13 protein-coding genes are annotated in these 15,266 nt (G+C 73.1%); 12 read left to right on the top strand and 1 reads right to left on the bottom strand.

Features of this window, described 5'->3' with window-relative positions; genetic code table 11:
* Nucleotides 1-1,165 precede the first annotated feature (1,165 nt).
* The 5 genes from FHX40_RS20195 to rfbD all read left to right on the top strand — a co-directional run bounded on the left by FHX40_RS20195 (nucleotide 1,166) and on the right by rfbD (nucleotide 6,615).
* Complete coding sequence (locus FHX40_RS20195) at nucleotides 1,166-1,513, top strand: hypothetical protein (RefSeq protein ID WP_142261073.1); 348 nt, start codon at nucleotides 1,166-1,168, stop codon at nucleotides 1,511-1,513.
* A gap of 548 nt (nucleotides 1,514-2,061) precedes the next feature.
* Nucleotides 2,062-3,582, top strand: coding sequence for a sugar transferase (locus tag FHX40_RS20190; RefSeq protein WP_142261072.1), 1,521 nt, complete (start codon nucleotides 2,062-2,064; stop codon nucleotides 3,580-3,582).
* A gap of 1 nt (nucleotide 3,583) precedes the next feature.
* The gene (locus tag FHX40_RS20185) at nucleotides 3,584-4,651 is read left to right on the top strand and encodes a glucose-1-phosphate thymidylyltransferase (protein WP_142261071.1); all 1,068 of its coding nucleotides are present in this window, start codon (nucleotides 3,584-3,586) and stop codon (nucleotides 4,649-4,651) included.
* Nucleotides 4,652-4,795: 144 nt separating this feature from the next.
* Complete coding sequence (gene rfbB, locus FHX40_RS20180; protein WP_142261070.1) at nucleotides 4,796-5,740, top strand: dTDP-glucose 4,6-dehydratase; 945 nt, start codon at nucleotides 4,796-4,798, stop codon at nucleotides 5,738-5,740.
* Nucleotides 5,737-6,615, top strand: a complete 879-nt coding sequence (gene rfbD, locus FHX40_RS20175; protein ID WP_142261069.1) for a dTDP-4-dehydrorhamnose reductase — start codon at nucleotides 5,737-5,739, stop codon at nucleotides 6,613-6,615. The genes rfbB and rfbD overlap by 4 nt, the downstream gene beginning before the upstream one ends.
* Nucleotides 6,616-6,617: 2 nt before the next feature.
* Here rfbD and rfbC read toward each other — a convergent pair whose 3' ends face one another.
* Entirely contained in the window at nucleotides 6,618-7,217 is a 600-nt protein-coding gene (gene rfbC, locus FHX40_RS20170; protein ID WP_142261068.1) for a dTDP-4-dehydrorhamnose 3,5-epimerase, read from the bottom strand.
* A gap of 194 nt (nucleotides 7,218-7,411) precedes the next feature.
* On the opposite strand from rfbC, the gene FHX40_RS20165 reads away from it, so the two are divergent.
* The 7 genes from FHX40_RS20165 to FHX40_RS20135 are packed head-to-tail and all read left to right on the top strand — an operon-like array spanning nucleotide 7,412 to nucleotide 15,259.
* Nucleotides 7,412-8,653, top strand: coding sequence for a class I SAM-dependent methyltransferase (locus tag FHX40_RS20165; RefSeq protein WP_142261067.1), 1,242 nt, complete (start codon nucleotides 7,412-7,414; stop codon nucleotides 8,651-8,653).
* A complete protein-coding gene (locus FHX40_RS20160; RefSeq protein WP_142261066.1) occupies nucleotides 8,650-9,444 on the top strand; it encodes a glycosyltransferase family protein in 795 nt (264 codons plus the stop codon). Before FHX40_RS20165 ends, FHX40_RS20160 begins: the two co-directional genes overlap by 4 nt.
* Nucleotides 9,441-10,136, top strand: a complete 696-nt coding sequence (locus FHX40_RS20155) for a PIG-L deacetylase family protein (protein WP_142261065.1) — start codon at nucleotides 9,441-9,443, stop codon at nucleotides 10,134-10,136. Before FHX40_RS20160 ends, FHX40_RS20155 begins: the two co-directional genes overlap by 4 nt.
* 3 nt (nucleotides 10,137-10,139) lie before the next feature.
* On the top strand, nucleotides 10,140-11,171 hold the full coding sequence (locus FHX40_RS20150; RefSeq protein WP_142261064.1) for an NAD-dependent epimerase/dehydratase family protein: 1,032 nt from the start codon (nucleotides 10,140-10,142) through the stop codon (nucleotides 11,169-11,171).
* On the top strand, nucleotides 11,168-12,487 hold the full coding sequence (locus FHX40_RS20145; protein ID WP_142261063.1) for a DUF4910 domain-containing protein: 1,320 nt from the start codon (nucleotides 11,168-11,170) through the stop codon (nucleotides 12,485-12,487). Before FHX40_RS20150 ends, FHX40_RS20145 begins: the two co-directional genes overlap by 4 nt.
* Nucleotides 12,481-13,704 carry a hypothetical protein gene (locus FHX40_RS20140; protein WP_211350338.1) on the top strand — a complete coding sequence of 408 codons (1,224 nt, stop codon included), beginning with the start codon at nucleotides 12,481-12,483 and terminating at the stop codon, nucleotides 13,702-13,704. The genes FHX40_RS20145 and FHX40_RS20140 overlap by 7 nt, the downstream gene beginning before the upstream one ends.
* Entirely contained in the window at nucleotides 13,697-15,259 is a 1,563-nt protein-coding gene (locus FHX40_RS20135) for an oligosaccharide flippase family protein (protein WP_142261062.1), read from the top strand. Before FHX40_RS20140 ends, FHX40_RS20135 begins: the two co-directional genes overlap by 8 nt.
* Nucleotides 15,260-15,266 lie beyond the last annotated feature (7 nt).

Raw genomic sequence — 15,266 nt, 5'->3', positions numbered from 1 at the left:
CCAGGGTGGGCTGGGCGGCCTGCGCGAGCCCCTGCCCGGCGAGCTGGCCGAGCACCTTGAACCGGGTCGCCGCGGTGTACACCGCGGCCTCGACCGGCCCGGCGAGCGCGGCCACGACCACCACGTCGAGCCGCTGGAACACGTGCTGCACCGCGGATCCGGCCGAGCGCGGCGCGGTGTGCCGCCAGAACTCCCGCGCCGTCCCCGGCAGGTACGGCTCCCGCCGCACCCGGCGGCCCAGCCAGGCCGCGGCCACCGCGAGCACCGGCAGGTACGGCAGCGCCCACGCGGCCGCGAGCCACGGCAGCACGGGGCCGCCCGGCGCGCCGCCGCCGTGCCACCAGGCGGCGACCGCGGCGACCAGGGCGAGCTGGGCCACCGGCTGCACGACCCCGCCGAGCAGCACGGTGGGCCGCATCGCCCCGAAGCCGCGGGTCGCGGCGACGAACACCTCGGCGAGCACGATCACCGGGAACGCCGCGGCGAGCACCCGCAGGGCGGCGCCGACCCCGTCGCCGGGGCCGCCGGGCGGGCTCGGGGAAGCCGCATTATTATCGTGGTAAATAATCCCGTTTGCTGCTTGATTCGCCGAATCAGGAGCGATGCCGCCGAATATGTCGGCCTCGAAAAAGACGATCAAGGAAACGGTTATCGATATCAGGGCGACGGGCGGGACGGCCGCCATTAAATATGACCAAATCCCCCCTTTTCGGTCCGCCGTTGCGCGGGCGACGAAATAGAGGAGTCCGTTGCCCGCGTCGAGCCGGACAATGCCCGCGATCATGAGGCAGCCGGTGGTGAGCGCGAAAAAACGCCCGGCGGTGGCCGCGTCGAAGGCACGGGTCACGGCGAGTACGAGAAGAAACTGCGCGGCCGCGCCCATGCCCGCCCCGGCCAGTCCGGCGACGCCGTGCCGTACCACGCGGCGCACGATCCGCCGGACCTCGGTCACCTCCCCGGTCACCCGCCCAGCGTATCCGAGCGGTCACACACCGCGACCGTGATGGTGCGGGAAAGGGGCCGGGTGGATACGGCACTGGTCTGGGTCGCGTTGCGCCGGTTGTCGCCCCTGATGGGGTGTCCGGCCGTTTTGCCGGAGTCTTTTGCCCGGCGGTATGGTCACGTCTCTTGCACCCGGCGCCCGGATGTCGCCAGAATCGCGCCCATGCACGGCAACCCAGTGCCGGATTCGTACGTGTACGTGACCGAGGAGGGCGTGACCCGCCACTACGCGGACGGTAGCGTCGAGGCCCTCGCGTGGGAGGACGTGGTCGAGGTCCGCGTGGAGGGCGTCACCGACGACGCCCTGATCGTCCTGCTCGATCGAAACGGCGAAGGGTGTGTTGTGCCGCAGTCGGCCACCGACGCCACCTTCCTCGCGCGGCTGCGCTACCTGCCGGATTTCGACCTCGACCGGCTGGACGCCGCGATCAGGTCCGCGCGTGAGGGGCATGTGGTCGTGTGGCGCAGTCCCGACCCGCCCGCCCCGCTGCCGGACCTCGAGTACGACTGACCCGACCGGCCCCACGCCCGCCGAGGTCCGCGTTCATCCCACCGGCGACGGCGGGGGTGCCCCACGCGCGTCCCGCGCGCCCGCCCCGCTTCGTGTGCACCGTCGCAAGCCCGCCGTCAGGGAGACGGCCCGCTCCTCTCCGCCCAGGTGACGCCCGTCGGCCGAGGTGACGGCGTCCGCCCGCCGTGCCTCTGGGGTACGGCCGGCGCAGCCCAGGGTCGCGCCGTGCGCCGCGCGCTCCCGGAGTGCCCCGGCATCCGACTTCGTGTGCTGCTTTCTCGCAAAATGGGGCAATAATGCTAATTTTTCCCCTGAATTTACACCTATGAACGGTGATATCGCCCGTTCCCGCTGTTCGGTCAACTCTTCTACAAAAAAAGTTCTCGTCCGAATGTGGACATATCCAGCTATTCCCCGCTGCTCCGGTGATCTCTAAGATTCTTCAGAGAACCCGGCTCCCGTGTGATACAAGCGTCAGGCGTCAACCAACGGAACTGAGCATGCGTCAGTAGTTTGCATGGTCCTGACCACAGGGTGGGGAATGTGGCATGAGGGTGGGGTTGGAGGCGCGCGCCGCCACGCGTCCCAAAGGCGACCCGAAAACGCCGTCGAGCATGTGGACGCGCGCCTACGTTCGGCTGCTGCTCACCGGTGACGTCGCCTGCGCGGTGATCGCATGCGAGGTGGTGCTCGGGGTACGGCTGTGGCTGGGCGCGTTCATCCCGTGGACCGAGGTGGCGTTCGGTCTCGCCCTCGCCGCGGCCTGGCCCGGGGCGATGGCCATGGCGGGGGCGTACCGCAAGCGGGTGCACGGCGAGGGATCGGACGAGTTCCGCGCGGTGTTCAACGGCGGGGTGACGCTCACCGCGGCGGTGGCGATCGGCGCCTACGCCACGCAGACCATGCTCGCGCGCAGCTTCGTGCTCGGCACGATCCCGCTCGCGACGTTGCTCACGCTCGTCTTCCGGCACCGCATGCGCCGGCGCCTGCACCGGCGGCGCATGGCCGGTGAGTTCCTGCGCCGCGTTGTCGCGGTCGGGCACCGCGAGTCGATCCTCGACCTGGTGATGCAGTTCCGGCGGCAGCCGTACCACGGGATGAACGTGGTGGCGGCCTGCCTGCCCCCGGTGCCGGACACCGGCGTCGGCGGCTCCGTGAACGGCACGGCGAACGGCGCCGGCGGCGGCCCCGGCGCCGGCATGGACCTCGAGATCGACGGGGTCCCGGTGCTCGGCGACTTCACGAACGTCGCCGAGGTGGTGGAGAAGGTGGACGCGGACGCGGTCGCCGTGGCCGCCTGCCCGGAGCTCGACGGCGCCGCGCTGCGCCGCCTCGCCTGGAGCCTCGAGCCGCGGGGCACCGAGCTGTTCGTCGCCCCGGCGCTCGTGGAGGTGGCCGGGCCGCGCACCAGCATCCGCCCGGTCGCCGGCATGCCGCTGCTCTACGTCGAGCACCCCGAGTTCGACGGCCTGCGCGGCATGGTGAAGAGCGTCTTCGACAAGGTGGTCGCGCTGATCGCGCTGATCATCCTCGCGATCCCGATGCTGGTGATCGCGATCATCATCCGGTCGACGAGCGAGGGCCCGGCGCTGTTCAAGCAGACCCGGATCGGCCGCGGCGGGCGCGAGTTCCGGCTGCTGAAGTTCCGCACCATGGTGAACGGCGCGGAGCGGCTCAAGGCGCTGCTCGAGCACGAGAACGAGCACGACGGCGTGCTGTTCAAGATCAGGAACGATCCAAGGGTCACCAAGGTCGGCGCCTTCCTGCGCCGCTACTCCATCGACGAGCTGCCGCAGCTGATCAACGTGCTGCGCGGCGAGATGTCGCTGGTCGGCCCCCGGCCGCCGCTGCCCGAGGAGGTCGCCCGGTACGGCAGCGACGTACGGCGCCGCCTCGTGGTGAAGCCCGGCATGACCGGCCTGTGGCAGGTGTCCGGCCGGGCGGACCTGAGCTGGGAGGAGTCGGTCCGGCTCGACCTGCGGTACGTGGAGAACTGGTCGCTCATCCTCGACCTGCAGATCCTGTGGAAGACCTGGGGCGCGGTGAAGAGTGGGGAGGGGGCCTACTGAGGTGAAGGCGCTCGTCCTCGCCGGCGGATCCGGGAAGCGGCTGCGGCCGATCACGCACACCTCCGCCAAACAGCTCGTGCCCGTCGCGAACAAGCCGGTGCTCTTCTACGGCCTGGAGGCGATCGCGGCCACCGGCGTGCGCGACGTCGGGATCGTGGTGGGCGACACCCACGCCGAGATCGAGGCCGCGGTCGGCGACGGCTCGGCGTTCGGGCTGCGCGCCACCTACCTGCGCCAGCCCGCCCCGCTCGGGCTCGCCCACGCGGTGCTCATCGCCCGGGACTACCTCGGCGACGAGGACTTCATCATGTACCTCGGCGACAACTTCATCGTCGGCGGCATCGAGGACATCGTCGCCAGGTTCGTCCGGGACCGGCCCGCGGCCCAGATCATGCTCACCAAGGTGAGCGACCCCCGCGCCTTCGGGGTCGCCGAGCTCGACGCCGAGGGCCGGGTGATCCGGCTGGAGGAGAAGCCGCGCAACCCCAAGAGCGACCTCGCCCTCGTCGGCGTCTACCTGTTCACCCCGGCGATCCACGAGGTGGTGAAGGACCTCAAGCCGTCCTGGCGCGGCGAGCTGGAGATCACCGACGCGATCGGCAGGCTCATCGAGACCGGCCACCGGGTGGAGTCGACGATCATCTCCGGCTACTGGAAGGACACCGGCAACGTCGCCGACATGCTCGAGGTGAACCGGCTCGTGCTCGAGTCGCTCGAGCCGCGGGTGGACGGCCGCGTGGACGAGGCCAGCGAGCTGATCGGCCGGGTGGTGGTGGAGCCGGACGCGGTGGTCGAGCGGTCCCGCATCGTCGGGCCCGTGATCATCGGCCCCGGCGCGCGGATCACCGGAAGCTACGTGGGGCCGTTCACCTCGATCGCCGCGGGCTGCGCGGTGGTCGACAGCGAGATCGAGTACTCGATCATGCTCCCCCGGGCGGCGATCTCCGGCGTCGCCCGCATCGAGTCGTCCCTCATCGGCCACGACGTGGAGGTCACCCGCGCCCCCGGTACGCCGCGAGCCCACCGCCTCGTGCTCGGCGACCACAGCAAGGTGCAGATCAGCTCGTGACGTCCGGGCCGGTCACCGGCCGTGTCCCCCCGATCGTTTGGAGATCCCCCTGATGCAGCGCGCAACGTCCCCCTGGACCGCGTCTCCCGATATATCCGCCGTTTGCGGGCGTTCCGGCTCGCCGTACCCCGCACCGGGGGCGCCGTGAAGGTCCTCGTCACCGGCGGGGCCGGGTTCATCGGCTCGCACTACGCGCGGGCCCGGGTCGCCGCGGGCGACACGGTGACCGTGCTCGACAAGCTCACCTACGCCGGCAACCTCGCCAACCTCGAGCCGGTGGCGGGCCGGCACGAGTTCGTGCACGGCGACATCTGCGACGCCGAGCTGCTCGCCGCGGTCGTCCCCGGCCACGACCTCGTCGTCAACTTCGCCGCCGAGACCCACGTCGACCGGTCGATCGAGGGCGCCGAGGCGTTCGTGCGCACCAACGTGCTCGGCACCCAGACGCTGCTGCAGGCGTGCCTCGACGCGGGCGTGCCCCGGGTGGTGCACGTCTCCACCGACGAGGTGTACGGCGAGATCGAGACCGGGTCGTGGACCGAGGACGCGCCGCTGCGGCCCCGCTCGCCGTACGCGGCGGCGAAGGCCGGGGGCGACCTCATCGCCCGCGCCTACGCGATAACCCACGGGCTGCCGGTGTCGATCACCCGGTGCGGCAACAACTACGGGCCGTACCAGCACCCGGAGAAGCTCATCCCGCGGTTCGTGACCAACCTGCTGCGCGGCCGCAAGGCCCCGCTGTACGGCGACGGCCGCAACGTGCGGGACTGGATCCACGTCACCGACCACTGCCGGGCGATCGACATCGTCGCCGAACGCGGCGAGCCCGGAGAGGTCTACCACGTGGCGGGCACCGCCGAGCTCACCAACGCCGAGCTCACCGGCCGCATCCTCGAGCACCTCGGGCTCGGCTGGGACATGGTCGAGCACGTCCCGGACCGCAAGGCGCACGACCGGCGCTACTCGCTCGACGACACCCGGCTGCGCGCGCTCGGCTACCGGCCGGCCGTGCCGTTCGAGCGGGGCCTCGCCGAGACGATCGACTGGTACGTCGCGAACCCCGGCTGGTGGGAGGCGATCGCGCCGTGAGATGGCTGGTCACCGGGGCGCGCGGCATGCTCGGCGCCGACGTGGTCGCGCACCTGTGCGACCGGGACGGCGAGCACGTGGTCGCGCTCGGCCGCGAACAGCTCGACGTGCGGGACCCGGGCGCGGTCGCCGCCGCGCTCGACGCGCACCGGCCGGACGTGGTGGTCAACTGCGCCGCGTGGACCGCGGTGGACGCCGCCGAGGAGCGCGAGCCGGAGGCGCTCGCGGTGAACGGCCACGCGGTGCGGGTGCTCGCCGAGGCGTGCGCGGCCCGGTCGGTGCGGCTCGTGCACGTCTCCACCGACTACGTGTTCGACGGCACGGCGAGCGCGCCGTACCCGGAGGACGCGCCGCCGAACCCGCTCGGCGCGTACGGGCGCACCAAGCTCGCCGGGGAGCGCGCGGCGCTCGCGCACGGCCACCTCGTGGTGCGCACCGCCTGGCTGTACGGCGCGCACGGGGCGAACTTCGTGCGCACCATGCTCCGCCGCGCCACGGCCGGCGAGGGCGTCGCCGTGGTCACCGACCAGGTGGGCCAGCCGACCTGGTCGGCCGACCTCGCCGCGCGGCTGGTCGCCCTCGCCCGGATCGGCGCCCCGCCCGGCGTCTACCACGGCACGAACGCCGGCCAGACCACCTGGTACGGCTTCGCCCGCGAGATCTACGCCGCCGCCGGGGCCGACCCCGCCCTGGTCACCCCGACCACGTCCGCCGCGCTCGGCCGCCCGGCCCCGCGGCCCGCCTACAGCGTGCTCGGCCACACGGGCTGGGCGCGGGCCCACCTGCCGCCGATGCGGCACTGGCGGGAGGCGTTCCGCGCGGCCTGGCCGTACCTCGCCGGGACCGTCACGGCGTCGTCGGGAGGCGCCCGGTGAGCTCAGCCGTCCTTGCGCAGGGACGCGTAGAAGTCGAGGCAGGCGTCGTAGCCGGGGAGCAGCCCGGCGGCGCGCGCCTCGGCGAGCGTCGGGGCGGCCGCGTCCTTCGCGGACAGCACCGGCTCGCCGTCGAGCGGCCAGTCGATGCCGAGCTCCGGGTCGAGCGGGTGGATGCCGTGCTCGCGGGCGGGCGCGTACGGCTGCGAGCACAGGTAGACCACGGTCGCGCTCTCGCTCAGCGCGAGGAAGGCGTGGCCGAGCCCCTCGGCCACGTACAGCGCGCGGCGGTTCTCGTCGTCGAGCCGCACCGCCTCCCAGCGGCCGAAGGTGGGCGAGCCGACCCGGATGTCCACCACCACGTCGAGGATCGCCCCGGCCACGCAGGTGACGTACTTCGCCTGGCCGGGCGGCACGTCGGCGAAGTGCACGCCGCGCAGCACGCCGCGGCGCGACACCGAGCAGTTGACCTGGGCGAGGTCGAACCGGTGTCCCACCGCCTCGCGCAGCTCACCGGCCCGGAAGGCCTCCAGGAACGAGCCGCGGGCGTCGGTGTGCACGCGCGGGGTGTAGCACCACAGTCCGTCGATGCCGAGGCGCTCCATGGGCCGAAGCATCGCACAGGATCCGGGCGGATTCGCGTGGCCCGCCCCATCTGTCCGCTGATGGACGCCGGGCCCGGTACGGCCCGGCCGCGCCACCCCGATCAGCCGGTGACCGACCGGCGGATGTCCGACAAGCCACGGCCGCGCGGTACGCGGCCCGACGAGCCGCGCAAGGCGGCGAGGGGGAGTGCCCGATGACCACCACGTGCCGGCTCTGCGGCTCGCAGGATCTGGTGAGCGTCGTCGACCTCGGCGCGACGCCGCCCTGCGAGCGGTTCCTCACCGCCGAGCAGCTCGACGAGCCCGAGCCGACCTACCCGCTCCACCTGCGGTTCTGCGTGGACTGCCACCTCGCGCAGCTCCCGCCGCTGATCACACCGGAGGAGACGTTCACCGAGTACGCGTACTTCTCCTCGTACTCCACCTCCTGGGTGGAGCACGCCCGCCGGTTCGTCGCCGGCGCGGTCGAGCGCCTGGGCCTCGGCCCGGACGCGTTCGTCGTGGAGGTGGCGAGCAACGACGGCTACCTGCTGCGGCACGTGGTCGAGCGGGGCATCCGCTGCCTCGGCATCGAGCCCGCGGCGAACGTCGGGGCGGTGGCCCGGGAGCGCGGGGTGCCCACGCTCACCGCGTTCCTCACCCCGCAGACCGGCGCGCAGGTGCGCGCCGAGCACGGCCCGGCCGACCTCGTCGTGGCGAACAACGTCTACGCCCACGTCCCGGACGTGATCGGCTTCACCGAGGGGCTGCGCGCCCTCGTCGCCGACGACGGCTGGGTGGTGATCGAGGTCCAGCACCTGCTCACGCTCATGGCGGGCAACCAGTTCGACACGATCTACCACGAGCACTTCCAGTACTACACGGTCGACTCGGCCCGGCGGGCGCTGGCGAGCGGCGGCCTGGCCCTCGTCGACGTGGAGCGGCTGCCCACGCACGGCGGCTCGATCCGGCTGTGGGCCCGGCCCGCCGAGGCGGTCGCGGCGGACGGCCCCGCGCCGAGCGCCCGCATGGCCGCGGTGCTCGACGAGGAGAAGGCCGCCGGGCTGCACGAGCCGGCCGGGTACGCGGGCTTCGCCGAGCGGGTCGCCAAGGTCCGCCGCGACCTGCTGCGCTTCCTCATCGAGGCCGCCGAGCAGGGCCGTACCGTCGTCGGGTACGGCGCGCCCGGCAAGGGCAACACGCTGCTCAACTTCTGCGGGGTGCGCCCCGACCTGCTGCCGTACACGGTCGACCGCAACCCCTACAAGCACGGCAGGTACACGCCGGGCGCGCGCATCCCGATCCTGCCGCCGGAGCGCATCGCCGCGGACCGGCCCGACTACGTGCTCGTCCTGCCGTGGAACCTCCGCGACGAGCTCGTCGCCGAGCTGTCCTACGTGCGCGAGTGGGGCGGCCGCCTGGTGTTCCCGATTCCCGAACTGGAGGTGGTGTCGTGAAGGTCGTCCTGTTCTGCGGCGGCTACGGCATGCGCATGCGCACCGGAACCCCCGGCGACGTGCCGAAACCGATGCAGCTCGTGGGCCCCCGCCCGCTGATCTGGCACGTGATGCGGTACTACGCCCACTTCGGGCACAAGCAGTTCATCCTCTGCCTCGGGTACGGCGCGCACCACATCAAGGAGTTCTTCCTCAACTACCAGGAGACGACGTCGAACGACTTCGTGCTGCGCGGCGGCAAGGTCGAGCTGCTGTCCACCGACATCTCCGACTGGGAGATCTCGTTCGTGCAGACCGGCATCGACTCGCCGATCGGGGAGCGGCTGCGCCGGGTCCGGCACCTGCTCGAGGGCGAGGAGATGTTCCTCGCCAACTACGCCGACATCCTCACCGACGCGCCGCTGCCGGACATCATCGAGCGGTTCGCCGCCGCGGACGCGGGCGCGTCGATGATGGTGGTGCCGCCGCCGGGCACCTTCCACTGCGTCGACGTGGGCGAGGACGGCCGGGTCGGGGCGATCCTGCCGGTCGCCGAGATGCCGTTATGGGTGAACGGCGGCTACTTCGTGTTACGCCAGGAGATCTTCGACCACATCCCGGAGAACGGCGACCTCGTCGCCGACGGCTGCGTGCAGCTCGCCAAGCGGGGGCGGCTCATCGCCTACCCGTACCGCGGCTACTGGCGGCCCACCGACACGGTGAAGGAGCGCATCGCGCTCGACGAGGCCTACTCGCGGGGGGAGCGCCCCTGGGCGCTGTGGGAGCGCGAGCGGGAGCGGGTGAGCGCATGATCGGGCTTGTGCCGTACCGGCCGGGGGAGGTGGCCGGTGCGACCGGGTCGGGGCGGTCCGGGCTGCGCGCGATCGCCGCGGTCGCCGCGCACTGCGACGACATCGCGATCGGCGCGGGCGGCACGCTGCTCACCGTGTGCGCGAGCCACCCGGGGATCCGGGTCGACGCGCTCGTGCTCTCCGGCGGCGGCACGGTGCGGGAGGACGAGGAGGCGGCGGCGCTCGCCGCGTTCTGCCCCGGCGCGGACCTGCACCTGACCGTGCTCAAGCTGCCGGACGGGCGGCTGCCCGCGCACTGGGACGAGGCGAAGACCGCGGTGGAGGAGCTGCGCGCCCGCACCGATCCGGACCTGCTGCTCGCCCCGCACCCGGGGGACGCGCACCAGGACCACCGCGGGCTCGCCCGGATCGTGCCCACAGCGTTCCGGGACCACCTCGTGCTCGGCTACGAGATCGTCAAGTGGGACGGCGACCTCGGCCGGCCGTCCGTGTACCAGCCGCTCGCGCCCGAGGTGGCCGAGGCGAAGGCCGATCTGCTGCTGGCCCACTACCCGTCGCAGCACGGCCGTTCCTGGTACGACCGGGAGACGTTCCTCGGGCTCGCCCGGATCCGGGGCGTCGAGTGCAACGCCCGCTACGCCGAGGCCTTCCACGTCGCCAAGCTCACCCTCGACCTCACCGCTGGAGGCTGATACATGCGTGTGCTGCTCACCGGGCACCAGGGCTACCTGGGCACGGTCATGGGCCCGGTGCTCGCCGCCGCCGGGCACGAGGTGGTCGGCCTCGACTCGGGGCTGTTCGCCGACCGGGTGCTCGGCCCGCCGCCGCGGGACCCGGCCGGGTTCGCGGTCGACCTGCGGGACGTCACCGCGGAGATGCTGGACGGGTTCGACGCGGTGATCCACCTCGCCGCGCTGTCGAACGACCCGCTCGGCGCGCTCGACCCGGCGCTCACCTACGCGATCAACCACCTCGCCGCGGTACGGCTCGCCCGGCTCGCCCGCGACGCCGGGGTGCGGCGGTTCCTCTACGCCTCCACCTGCTCGGTGTACGGCGCGGTGGGCGGCGACGAGCTGGTCGACGAGGACGCGCCGCTGCGGCCGGTCACGCCGTACGCGGAGTCGAAGGTGCGGGTCGAGGACGACGTGGCCGCGCTCGCCGACGACGACTTCAGCCCGGTGTTCCTGCGCAACGCCACCGCGTTCGGGTTCTCGCCGCGGCTGCGCTGCGACATCGTGCTCAACAACCTCGTCGCGCACGCGGTGCTGCACGGCGAGGTGCGGGTGCTGTCGGACGGCACGCCGTGGCGGCCGCTGGTGCACGTGCTCGACATCGCCGAGGCGTTCCTGCACGCGCTCGAGGCGCCGCGCGAGGCGGTGCACGCGCGGGCGTTCAACGTCGGCTCCGAGCAGAACAACCGCACGGTCGCGGAGATCGCCGCCGAGGTGGTGGAGGCGGTGCCCGGCTCCCGGCTGGTCATCACCGGGGAGACCGGGCCGGACCCGCGCTCCTACCGGGTGGACTTCTCCCGGATCCGGCGGGCGCTGCCCGGCTTCGCGCCCCGCTGGACGGTGAAGGCCGGGGCGGTGGAGCTGTACGACGCCTACACCGGGCACGGGCTCACCCGGCACGCCTTCGAGCGCGACTTCACCCGGCTTGCCCGGCTCGCCGACCGCCGCGCCGCTGGCGAGATCGACGCCACGTTGCGCCCGGTGGAGCGGCCATGACCGCGCCGGGAGCCGAGCAGGACACGGCGGCGCCGGAGCGGGGCGAGCTGCACGCGCTCGTGGCGCGGCTCTACCCGATCTGCCGGAGCATCACCGGCGACGGCGTGCGCCGCACCCTGGAGATCATCGCCGAGCAGGTGCCGCTCGAGATCCACGAGGTGCCGACCGGCACGAAGGTGCTCGACTGGACGGTGCCCAAGGAGTGGAACATCCGCGACGCCTACATCAAGGACGCCGCGGGCCGCCGGGTGGTCGACTTCGCCGCGTGCAACCTGCACGTGGTCGGCTACAGCGTGCCGGTGCACCGGCGCATGACCCTGGAGGAGCTGCGCCCGCACCTGCACACGCTGCCCGACCGGCCCGACCTGGTGCCGTACCGGACCAGCTACTACCACGAGACCTGGGGGTTCTGCCTCAGCGCGGACACGCTCGCGGCGCTGCCCGAGGGCGAGTACGAGGTGTGCATCGACTCCACGCTCGCCGACGGGCACCTCACCTACGGCGAGCACGTCGTGCCCGGGGAGACCGCGGACGAGGTGCTGATCTCCTGCCACGTCTGCCACCCCTCGCTCGCCAACGACAACCTCGCGGCGATCGCGGTGGCGACCCACCTCGCCCGGCGGCTCGCCGCCGGCCCCCGCCCCCGGTACACGTACCGGTTCCTGTTCGCCCCCGGCACGATCGGCGCGATCACCTGGCTCGCCCGCAACCGGGACCGGATCGAGCGGGTACGGCACGGCCTCGTGCTCGCCTGCGCCGGGGACCGCGGCCCGCTCACCTACAAGCGCAGCCGGCGCGGCGACGCCCCGATCGACAAGGCCGCCGCGTACGTGCTGCGCGCCTCGGGGCGGCCGCACACCGTGGTGGACTTCTCCCCGTACGGCTACGACGAGCGGCAGTACTGCTCGCCCGGGTTCAACCTCGGCGTCGGCTCGCTCACCCGCACGCCGTACGGGCGCTACCCCGAGTACCACACCTCGGGCGACGACCTCGACTTCGTCACCGAGGAGGCGATGCGGGACACGCTCGAGACCGTCTGGGAGATCCTCCAGGTGCTCGAGCGCGACCGGCGGTACCTCAACCTCAGCCCGTACGGCGAGCCGCAGCTCGGCCGCCGTGGCCTGTACGACTCGCTCGGCGGGCGCAGCGACACCAAACAGGCCCAGATGGCGATGCTCTGGGTGCTCAACCTCTCCGACGGTGACCACGGGCTGCTCGACATCGCCGAGCGGTCCGGACTGCCCTTCGACGTCGTGGCGGACGCGGCGCGTGCGCTGTGCGACGCCACCCTGCTGGAACCGGTGAAGGAATGCTGAACGCGACTCCCCGGCGCGACCGAACCGCGGCACGGCGCGCCGGTCTGCCCGCCGCGTTACGGGTCGGCGACGTGGTCGAGGTCCGCGGCGCGGCCGAGATCCTCGCCACCCTCGACGAGCGCGGCGAACTCGACGGCCTGCCGTTCATGCCGGAGATGCTGCGGTTCTGCGGGCAGCGGCTGGTCGTGCACAAGGTGGCGCACAAGCTCTGCGACACGATCGAGCGCAGCGGCCTGCGGCGCATGGCGGGTGCCGTGCACCTGACCGGGGCGCGGTGCGACGGCGCGGCGCACGGCGGCTGCCAGACCGCCTGCTCGCTCTACTGGAAGGAGGAATGGCTCCGCCGCGTGGACCCCGGCGACGCCCTGCGGAACGGCGCCGCCCCCTCGCCGGAGGAGGCCGCGCGGGAGGAGCAGGCCCGGCGGCGGCTCGAAGAGCTGCTGGCGGCGAACACCCGCAGGCCGCCCGGCCCGGACGGCGAGGTGCGCTACCGCTGCCAGGCGACCGAGCTGCTCCGCGCCGCGCCGGAACGCCTGCCGTTCCGCGACCTGCGCCAGTACGTGTGGGACGTGCGCACCGGCAACGCGGGCGTGCTCGCCACGCTGCGCGGCATCCTGATCGGTCTGTTCAACCGCTTCCAGCACCTCAGCACCCGGGTGCTGCCGCCGTGGCTGCGCATCAAGGGCGGGCTGCGCTGGGGCTTCGTCAAGGGCACCGCGGTCGGCCCGACCCCGACCGCGCACCTCGGCCTGCGACCGGGCGAGCTGGTGCGGGTCAAGCCGAAGGAGGAGATCCTCCCCACGCTCAACAAGGACCTGCTCAACCGGGGCCTGGGGTTCGAGGAGGAGATGGCCCGCTACTGCGGCCGGGTCGCCCGGGTCGCCGCCCGGGTCGAGCGGTGCATCGACGAGCGCACCGGCCGCATGCTGCGGATGAAGAACCCGTGCATCGTGCTCGAGGGCGTGGTCTGCGCGGGCGTGTACAACCTCAACTGCCCGCGGGAGTTCGTGCCGTTCTGGCGGGAGATCTGGCTGGAGCGGGTCTCCGAGCCCGGCGGCGCCGCGGCGAACTCCGCCGTGACCGGCACGGCGAACGGCAGGGCGAACGGTGCCGTCACCACGAACGGCACACCGAACGACACCGCGGGCGGCCCGCCGCGGGCCGCCGTACCGGGGCGGGATCGGGCGGACGCCGAGGACCGGCGCGGCGATGGCTGAGACCACGGACACCGCCGTCCCGGCGGACGGCGCCGCGGGGGAGGGCGGCGCGGGCGCCGCGGGGGAGGGCGGCGCGGGCGCCGCGGTACGGACCATCGGGCGCAAGGCCGGGCGCGGGCTGCGGTGGAGCCTGCTCGGCAACGTGGTGATGAAGGCGGGCTCGTTCGTGATGAGCCTCGTGCTCGCCCGCCTGCTCGTGCCCGAGGACTTCGGCGTGTACGCGGTCGCGCTCGCCGCCACCCAGTTCGTGATGACGATCAAGGACGTCGGGATCATCGCGGCGACCGTGCAGTGGCGGGGGCGGCTCGCCGAGATGGCGCCGACCGCGACGACGCTCGCCCTGATCTCGGCGACCACGCTGTACGCGGTGTTCTGGGCCGGCGCCCCGGCGTTCGCCACGCTCGCCGGGAACCCGGACGCCGCCCCGGTGGTGCGCATCCTCACCGCGGTGATCCTCGTCGAGGGGGTCACCGCGGTGCGCAGCGGCGCGCTCATGCGCCGCTTCCAGCACGACCGGCTCTCCGGCGCGATCCTCGCGGGCTTCACGGTGAACGCCGCGGTGGCGATCACCCTCGCCGCGAACGGGGCCGGGCCGTACAGCTTCGCCTGGGGTCAGCTCTGCGGCGCGGTGGTGACCGGCGTGGTGGTGCTCGCCGCGGCGCGGGTGCCGTTCCGGCTGGGATTCGACCGGGCGGTCGCCGGGCGGCTGCTGCGGTTCGGCATCCCGTCGGCGGCCGGGACCGGGCTGGAGGCGGTGCTGCTCAACGTCGGCTACGTGATCGTCGGCGCGGTGCTCGACGAGGAGCTGCTCGGCTACTACCTGCTCGCGTTCAACATCTCGAGCTGGGTGCCGGGGCTGATCGGCACCGCGATCCGGTACGTGTCGATCCCCGGCTTCTCCCGGCTCGCCGAGCGCGACACGGCGACGCTGCAGGAGGGCGTGGCCCGCTCGGTGCCGCTGCTGGTGGCCGCGGTGCTGCCGGTGGCGGTGCTCATGGCCACCCTCGCCCACCCGATCGTGGTGTTCCTCTACGGCGCCAAGTGGGAGATGTCGGCCGGGGTGCTGCGCTTCCTCGCGGTGCTCATGCTCGCCCGCATGCTCACCTCGTTCGCGTTCGACATCCTCACCTCGCAGGGGGCGACCAAGGCGACGGTGTGGATGAACCTCGGGTACGGCGTGGCGCTCGTGCCCGCGATCATCGCCGGGGCGCACCTCGACGGCATCCGCGGCGCGGCGATCGGCAACGCCGCCGCGGCCGTGTTCGTCGCGCTGCCGCTCGCCGCGCTCGCGCTGCGCCGTACCGGGGTGCGCGTCGGCCCGGTGCTGCCCGCGCTGGCCCGGCCGCTGCTCGGCGGGCTGGCCTGCGGCGCGGTCGCGCTCGGCGCGTCGTCCCTGGCGCGGTGGCTGGGCGGGAACGCGTTCGCCGAGCTGTGCCTGGCGGGCGGCCTGGGGCTGCTCGCGTACGTGCTCGTCACGGTGCCGCGCGCGGCCCTGGCGTGGGCCGGCGGCATGCTGCCGGCCCGGTTCCGTGATCGTTCCGTCTCCACCCGGTGAGAGGTGT

The organism is Thermopolyspora flexuosa, assembly GCF_006716785.1.
In the GTDB taxonomy this organism is placed as follows: Bacteria; Actinomycetota; Actinomycetes; order Streptosporangiales; family Streptosporangiaceae; genus Thermopolyspora; species Thermopolyspora flexuosa.
The sequence above is the reverse complement of the archived record's forward strand: the minus strand, read 5'-3'. Positions and strand labels throughout refer to the sequence as shown.